The 7,647-nt window shown below is 71.7% G+C and carries 7 protein-coding genes and 1 pseudogene; 7 read left to right on the top strand and 1 reads right to left on the bottom strand.

All coding sequences use genetic code 11. From position 1 onward, the window contains the following. Positions 1 to 272 precede the first annotated feature (272 nt). The 5 genes from SACSA_RS0112940 (at position 273) to SACSA_RS0112920 (ending at position 5,308) form a co-directional block, all read left to right on the top strand. Positions 273 to 1,661: a glycine--tRNA ligase gene (locus tag SACSA_RS0112940; RefSeq protein ID WP_019816350.1), complete on the top strand. Its 1,389-nt coding sequence runs from the start codon at positions 273 to 275 to the stop codon at positions 1,659 to 1,661. 1 nt (position 1,662) lies between these two features. Beyond that, the gene (locus tag SACSA_RS0112935) at positions 1,663 to 2,295 is read left to right on the top strand and encodes a YdcF family protein (protein WP_019816349.1); all 633 of its coding nucleotides are present in this window, start codon (positions 1,663 to 1,665) and stop codon (positions 2,293 to 2,295) included. 175 nt (positions 2,296 to 2,470) lie between these two features. Then, on the top strand, positions 2,471 to 3,769 hold the full coding sequence (locus SACSA_RS0112930; protein WP_019816348.1) for a bifunctional o-acetylhomoserine/o-acetylserine sulfhydrylase: 1,299 nt from the start codon (positions 2,471 to 2,473) through the stop codon (positions 3,767 to 3,769). Next, positions 3,766 to 4,905: a homoserine O-acetyltransferase MetX gene (gene metX, locus SACSA_RS0112925; RefSeq protein ID WP_019816347.1), complete on the top strand. Its 1,140-nt coding sequence runs from the start codon at positions 3,766 to 3,768 to the stop codon at positions 4,903 to 4,905. Before SACSA_RS0112930 ends, metX begins: the two co-directional genes overlap by 4 nt. Before the next feature lie 73 nt (positions 4,906 to 4,978). Then, positions 4,979 to 5,308, top strand: a complete 330-nt coding sequence (locus SACSA_RS0112920) for a DUF6221 family protein (protein WP_019816346.1) — start codon at positions 4,979 to 4,981, stop codon at positions 5,306 to 5,308. Between the two features lie 119 nt (positions 5,309 to 5,427). Here the strand turns inward: SACSA_RS0112920 and SACSA_RS0112915 are convergent, their stop codons facing one another. Further along, positions 5,428 to 5,805, bottom strand: coding sequence for a hypothetical protein (locus SACSA_RS0112915; protein WP_019816345.1), 378 nt, complete (start codon positions 5,803 to 5,805; stop codon positions 5,428 to 5,430). A gap of 320 nt (positions 5,806 to 6,125) precedes the next feature. Between SACSA_RS0112915 and SACSA_RS0112910 the strand changes: the two genes are divergently transcribed. Together SACSA_RS0112910 and SACSA_RS26105 are read left to right on the top strand one after the other, a co-directional pair. Next, positions 6,126 to 7,421, top strand: coding sequence for a deoxyguanosinetriphosphate triphosphohydrolase (locus tag SACSA_RS0112910; protein WP_019816344.1), 1,296 nt, complete (start codon positions 6,126 to 6,128; stop codon positions 7,419 to 7,421). Between the two features lie 22 nt (positions 7,422 to 7,443). Further along, a pseudogene (locus tag SACSA_RS26105) lies at positions 7,444 to 7,647 on the top strand (serpin family protein); the annotation flags it as partial.

Here is a 7,647-nt window from a genome sequence, read left to right as displayed (position 1 = left end):
CGTGCGCACGGTGCCAAGCCACGCGCTGCCCGCCCGGGCGGGCAGGCTGTTCGGCCAGGACGGGCCCCACCGGCTGGTCCTGGTCACCTGCGGCGGCGCCGGTGTCGCGGCCGGTGGCCCCACCGACAACCGGATCGTGATCGCGGAACCGGTCCTTCCCGGCTGACCACACCGGCGCGTCGGGTGTCCCCACCGGCGCGAGCGGCGGCTGTGCCGGATACGCTGGAAAGCCAGAAGTCATCGTCGAATCCGCATGCCCCCGGAGCGTTGTAGTGCCCGCCAAGACCATCGAGACCGTCGTCAACCTGTGCAAGCGCCGTGGCTTCGTCTTCCCGTCCGGGGAGATCTACGGCGGTACCCGGTCGGCGTGGGACTACGGACCGCTCGGAGCCGAGCTCAAGGACAACATCAAGCGCCAGTGGTGGAAGGCGATGGTGCAGGGCCGCGAGGACGTGGTCGGCATCGACTCGTCGGTCATCCTGCCCCGGCAGGTGTGGGTGGCCTCGGGGCACGTCGGCGCCTTCCACGACCCGCTTGTGGAGTGCCTGTCCTGCCACCGGCGTTTCCGCTCCGACCAGCTCGCCGAGGACTACGCCGAGCGCACCGGCACCGAGATCTCCGAGGACGACCTGTCCGACGTGCCGTGCCCCAACTGCGGCAACCGTGGCCAGTACACCGAGCCGCGCGAGTTCAACATGATGCTCAAGACCCATCTGGGTCCGGTCGAGTCCGAGGAGGGCCTGCACTACCTGCGGCCCGAGACCGCGCAGGGCATCTTCGTCAACTTCCTCAACGTGCAGACGACCTCGCGCAAGAAGCCGCCGTTCGGCATCGGCCAGATCGGCAAGTCGTTCCGCAACGAGATCACGCCGGGCAACTTCATCTTCCGCACTCGCGAGTTCGAGCAGATGGAGATGGAGTACTTCGTCGAGCCGGGTGAGGACGAGTCCTGGCACCAGTACTGGATCGACCGCCGTACCGAGTGGTACGTCGAGCTGGGCATCCGGCGGGAGAACCTGCGCCACTACGAGCACCCGAAGGAAAAGCTGTCGCACTACGCCAAGCGCACGGTCGACATCGAATACAAGTTCGGCTTCTCCTCGGGGCAGGAGTGGGGTGAGCTCGAGGGCATCGCCAACCGCACCGACTTCGACCTCACGACCCACTCGAACCACTCCGGTGTGGACCTGTCGTATTTCGACCAGGCCTCGGGCGAGCGCTACCGGCCCTTCGTCATCGAGCCCGCCGCGGGCGTGGGCAGGCCGCTGATGGCGTTCCTGCTCGACGCCTACACCGAGGACGAGGTGCCCAACGCCAAGGGCGGTGTGGACACGCGCACGGTCCTCAAGCTCGACCCGCGCCTGGCGCCGTACAAGGTGGCCGTGCTGCCGCTGTCGCGCAACGGCGACCTGACCCCGAAGGCCCGCGACATCGCCGCGACCCTGCGCAAGCACTGGAACACCGACTACGACGACGCGCAGTCGATCGGCAAGCGCTACCGCAGGCAGGAGGAGATCGGCACGCCGTTCTGTGTGACGGTCGACTTCGACACCCTCGACGACCAGGCCGTCACGGTCCGGGAACGGGACACGATGACCCAGGAACGCGTCGCGATCGACAAGCTGGAGTCGTACCTGGCCGCGCGCCTGATCGGCTGCTGAGATGCCGTCGGCGGTGCTGCGGTGGTCACGCAGGACGGTTCTCGGGATCGTCCTCGTCGGGCTCTTCGTGGTGGCCGGTACCGCCGGCCGCGTGTGGTACGTGGCCCGGGCCGACGAGCGGCCGTCGGTCGACGCGATCGTCGTCCTGGGCGCGGCGCAGTACAACGGCACTCCGTCGCGCATCTTCGAGGCGCGCTTGGAGCAGGCACGCGAGCTGCATAGCGAGGGGGTCGCGGACCTCGTCGTCACCTCAGGCGGTAGCCGCGTGGGCGACGCCTTCACCGAGGCGGAGGCGGGGGCGAACTGGCTGGCCGCGCACGGCGTTCCGAGCACTGAGCTGCTCGCGGTCGGGCAGGGCGAGGACACCCTGCGGTCGCTGCGCGCCGTGGCCGACCGGTTGCGGGAGCAGGACCGCACCGACGTGGTGATCGTCAGCGACCCGTGGCACTCGTTGCGGGCGCGGATCATGGCCGAGGACGCCGGGTTGCGCGCGTGGACCTCGCCGACGCACAGCGGGCCCGTGGTCCAGACCCGCGAGACGCAGGCCCGCTACATCCTCCGGGAGACCGGCGCGCTGCTGTACTACCGCTTGTCCAAGCAGCCCGCCGACGAGGTCGATCTCGGCGTGCGCTGACCTCAAAGCACACTGGCGCGGCGCCAAGCAAGTACACGATCGAGTGGTACGCATGTCTCACTCGTTGGGAACGGTGGGGCCGCGCCATGACGGCTCAGTACCCTCGGCCGCGTGATCGGTGTCCCGGCCTGACACCCGGTGCACGTCGACCCGTCGAGGATGAAGGAGCGAGCCGATGACCGAGGGCTGGTCGTTCGAGACCAAGCAGATTCACGCGGGCGCGGAGCCCGACCCGACGACCGGGGCACGGGCCACCCCGATCTACCAGACCACCTCGTACGTCTTCCGGGACACCCAGCACGGGGCCGACCTGTTCAGCCTGGCCGAGCCCGGCAACATCTACACGCGGATCATGAACCCCACACAGGAGGTGCTGGAGCAGCGGGTCGCCGCGCTCGAGGGCGGGGTCGCCGCGCTGGCGTTCGCCTCAGGGTCGGCCGCGACGACGGCGGCGGTGCTGACCCTCGCCGGGGCGGGTGACCACCTGGTCTCCAGTCCCGCGCTGTACGGCGGTACGTACAACCTCTTCCACTACACGCTGCCCAAGATGGGCATCGAGGTGACCTTCGTCGACGACCAGGACGACCTCGACGCCTGGCGCGCCGCCGTCCGGCCGAACACGAAGGCGTTCTTCGCCGAGACGCTGGCCAACCCGGGCAGCAACGTGCTCGACGTGCGGGCGGTCGCCGACCTCGCGCACGAGGTGGGCGTGCCGCTGATGGTGGACAACACCGTCCCCACGCCGTATCTGTTGCGGCCGATCGAGCACGGTGCCGACATCGTGCTGCACTCGGCGACCAAGTACCTCGGCGGACACGGCACGACCGTGGCGGGGGTGCTCGTGGACGGAGGCACGTTCGACTTCGGCGCCGACCCCGAGCGGTTCCCCGGATTCACCGAGCCCGACCCGAGCTACCACGGTCTCAAATACTGGGAGGCGCTCGGGCCGGGCGCCTACGCGGCGAAGGCGCGGGTGCAGCTGCTGCGGGACACGGGTGCGGCGATCGCCCCGCTGAACAGCTTCCTCATCCTTCAGGGCATCGAGACGTTGTCGCTGCGCATGGACAAGCACGTGGCGAACGCGCAGGCGCTGGCCGAGTGGCTCGAACAGCGCGACGAGGTCGAGCGGGTGTACTACGCCGGGCTTGAGTCCAGCCCGCACCACGAGGCCGCGCGGAAGTACCTGCCGAAGGGCACCGGCGCGGTGCTGTCGTTCGACCTGCGCGGCGGCGTCGACGCGGGCCGCGCCTTCGTCGACGGCACCGAACTGCACAGCCAGCTCGTCAACATCGGGGACGTGCGCAGCCTGATCGTGCATCCGGCCAGCACCACGCACAGTCAGCTCACGCCCGAGGAACAGCGGGCAGGCGGTGTCACCCCCGGACTGGTGCGCCTTGCCGTGGGCATCGAAGGGCTCGAAGACCTCAAGGCCGACCTCGAATCCGGCTTCCGGGCGGCCAAGGCGGCCCTGTGAGCGAGCCCGGCACGAGTGATCTCCCGCCCGCCACCGGTGCCTGGCAGGCGGGAGATCCCGCCGGGCGCAGGCAGTGGGTGCGGTTCGGCAGGCCGCTGCGGCTGGAGTCGGGTGCAGACCTGCCGGACGTCGAAATCGCCTACGAGACCTGGGGATCGCTCGCCGCGGACGGGTCGAACGCCGTGCTGGTCGAGCACGCGCTGACCGGGGACAGCCACGCCGCGGGTTCCGCCGGGCCCGGTCACCCCAGCGAGGGCTGGTGGGACGGGCTGATCGGACCCGGGCGCGCGCTGGACACCGACGAGTTGTTCATCGTGGTCACCAACGTGCTGGGCGGCTGCCAGGGCTCGACCGGGCCCGCCTCGGTCGCCGCCGACGGTGCGCACTGGGGGAGCAGGTTCCCGAGGATCACCATCCGTGACCAGGTGGCCGCCGAGGTCGCGGTGGCCGACGCGCTCGGTATCGACCGGTGGGCGGCTGTGCTCGGCGGGTCGATGGGCGGCATGCGGGCGCTGGAGTGGGCGGTCACCGAACCGGACCGGGTGCGCTCGCTGATGGTGCTGGCGAGCCCGGCGGCGTCGTCGGCCGACCAGATCGCGTGGGCGTCGCCGCAGATTCGGGCGATCGTGTCGGACGCGGGCTGGCACGGCGGCGACTACCACGCGCTCGGCCCGGGCGAGGGTCCGCACCGGGGGCTCGACGTGGCACGGCGGATCGCGCACGTGACCTACCGCAGCGAGCCGGAACTGACCACGCGGTTCGGCCGCGCCGCCCAGGACGGGGAGGACCCGGCCGCGGGCGGACGGTACGCCGTCGAGTCCTATCTGGACCACCAGGCGGACAAGCTGGTGCGCCGGTTCGACGCGGCGAGCTATGTCCTGCTCACCCGGTCTATGAACGACCACGACGTCGGGCGAGGCCGCGGGGGCGTCGGCGCCGCGCTGGCCCGGGTCCGGGCGCGCACCATCGCGGTCGGCGTGGACAGCGACCGCCTCTATCCGCCCGCACAGGCGCGGGAGCTGGCTCGGGGCATCACGGGCGCGCGGTACGGCGAGATCTCCTCGCCGTACGGGCACGACTCGTTCCTGGTGGAGACCGATCAGGTCGCCGCGCTGGTCAAGGAGCTGCTGAGCTGAACGGGCGTGTGGCACGCGAGAGACGCGAGCCCGGCCGGAGTGTGCCGCGCGCCCGTCCGGGTTACCCGGGACCATGTCCGAGTTGAGGGAGTTCGTGCTCGCCCGTCTCGACGACGACGAGCAGCGGTTCGCCGACGGGATTCTGCCCGCGTTGGACGAGGCGGAGCGGCGTGGCCGCCTGCGGGTGTTGCACAGCGACGACGGATCGGGCCTGCTGCTGATGCCCGGCCCGATCGAGGCGCAGGAGGAGCGGGTGCCTGTGCCGTTCCCGGAGAAGGTCGCCCACCTGCGGCGGGAGATCGAGGAGCGGGCGGACGACGAGACAGCGCGGCTTCTCGCGTCCGTGTACGCGGGGCATCCGGATTGGCGCGGAGAGTGGGAGGCGGCCTCGCCGGGCGGCTGAGGCCGGTGATCGCGACCCCCTGACCGAGTGTTCGGGGCAACTCGCGTGCACTCAGGGGCAACTCGCGGGCCCCCGAGGGGCAACTCGCGTGCACCCAGGGGCGACTCGCGGGGACCGGGTCAGTCCAGCACGAGGGTGAGGGCCTCGGTACCGGCCTCGGTGACGGTGGTGCTGTGGCCTGCCACGTCGAGCCGGTAGGGCGCGTGATCGCGTGGCACGCCGTCGAGGGCGAAGCGGAACACGCAGGTGCTGCCGGTATCGACGCCCGCACCGAGCCGGTCGCTGGCGAGCGGGGTCCCGGCGGCGTCGTAGAGCGCGACGCGCGTGGTCGGGGTGATCGTGGCCTGCTCGCCGGCTCCGGCGCACTCCCCGATGGTGGTGTCCGTGGTGACGTGGGGGAGGGTGACGGTGCCGGTCACCGTCACGGTGTCGTCGCCTCCGAAGGTGAGCCCCACGGCCGTGGCGACGGTCGCGACGGCGGCGAGCCCGCCGACCATCGCTGCCGTCGGCGGCGGCCGGCGCCGCGGGCGGGGCAGACCTTCGGGCGGCGTCGTGACGACGGTCCCGTGTGTCGGCTGAGCGGGTGAGTTCACTGCGGGCACTGACTTCCCTCCGGGTGGGTCACCGGGATCGTCGCGGGTGTCCGCGGCGGCGTAACCACCGTTGCGTGACCGCCGCGGCCGCGATGCGAAGCCGTTAACACGTTCGGCCGAACGGCGGGACGCCGACGGCCACACGGAGGTGGGGAAACGGAACCTGCCTCGCCGGAAGCGTCGTTGCCGGGGACGCGAGCCGTGCGCCCGTAAGCTGGCTGGCGATGAGCTACACCGCGCACGACACCGAACGCCGGTACGGCGAGCCGCCCAAAAGCGCGCGGCTGCCGGGGGTGCGGGACGACACCCGCACCCCGTTCGCGCGCGACCGCGCCCGGGTGCTGCACTCGGCCGCGCTGCGCAGGCTGGCGGGCAAGACACAGGTCGTCGGCCCAGGGGAAGGCGCCGAGGTCAGCGGCGTGCCCCGGACGCGCCTGACCCACTCGCTGGAGGTCGCCCAGATCGGCCGGGGCATCGCCACCGATCTGGGTGCCGACCCGGACGTGTGCGACACGGCAGGGTTGGCCCACGACATCGGCCACCCCCCGTTCGGGCACAACGGCGAGGCAGCGCTCGACGAGGCGGCACGCCCGTGCGGTGGGTTCGAGGGCAACGCGCAGACCCTGCGTATCCTCACGCGACTGGAACCGAAGGTGCTCGGCGGCGACGGTGAGCGGTACGGCCTCAACCTCACCCGCGCGTGTCTCGACGCCACCACCAAGTACCCGTGGACACGGGACGCGGCCGACGACAGCGGCGACACATCGATCCCGGCCAAGTTCGGCGTCTACGCCGACGACCTGGCCGCCTTCACCTGGATGCGCGGGGGCGCGCCGGAGGGCAGGCGGTGTGTGGAGGCCCAGATCATGGACTGGGCCGACGACGTGGCCTACTCGGTGCACGACGTCGAGGACGAGGTCCTCGCCGGGCGCCTGTCGCTGCGGGTGCTCGCCGACTCCGGCGAGCGGACCGCCGTCGCGGAGCTCGCCGCGCGGCACTTCTCCGACCTGAGCGTCGCCACGCTGGCCGAGGCCGCCACCGACCTGCTCTCCATCGATGTCGTCGCCGAGTTCGTGCGTCGCGACTACGATGCCTCTCCGCGCGCTCAGGCGGCGTTGAAGCGGCTCACCAGCGACCTGGTCGGCCGGTTCGCCTCGGCCGCCGTCACCGGTACCCGCGCTGTGCACGGCGACGGCCCGCTGTCCCGGTACGGGGCCCGGCTGGCCGTGCCCGACCGGGTGGCCGCCGAGGTGGCCCTGCTCAAGGCGCTGGCCTTCCGGCACGTGATGAGTGACCGGCTCCGGTTGGCCATGCAGGAAAGCCAGCGGGAGATGCTCGCCGACCTGGCCGCCGTGCTTCCCATCCGCGCGCCCGAGGCGCTGGACGCCGGGCTGCGCCCGGCCTGGCACGCCGCCTCGGACGACGCCGCGCGCCTGCGTGTGGTGATCGATCAGATCGCCACGTTGACCGACGCGCAGGCCCGCGCGTGGCATTCGTGGCACATGGGACGGCACGGTTGACCGTCCACGGTAACGTCGGGGAATGCCCGTGACCCCGGCTGTCCGCGCGCACCTGCGGTTCGCGCTCACCGTGCATCGTGCCCTCTCCGACGGCGGCGACTCGTGCTATTCGCCGTACTCGGTCGCCTCGGCGCTCGGCCTCGTGACCCGCGCGGGGCGCGGGACCACCGCCGCCGAACCCGCCGCCCTGCTGACCGGGTCCGGACAGGACACCGCGCCCGCCGAG

The sequence above is a fragment of the Saccharomonospora saliphila YIM 90502 genome, assembly GCF_000383795.1.
Lineage (GTDB): Bacteria > Actinomycetota > Actinomycetes > Mycobacteriales > Pseudonocardiaceae > Saccharomonospora > Saccharomonospora saliphila.
This window is presented reverse-complemented; position numbering and strand designations above follow the sequence as displayed.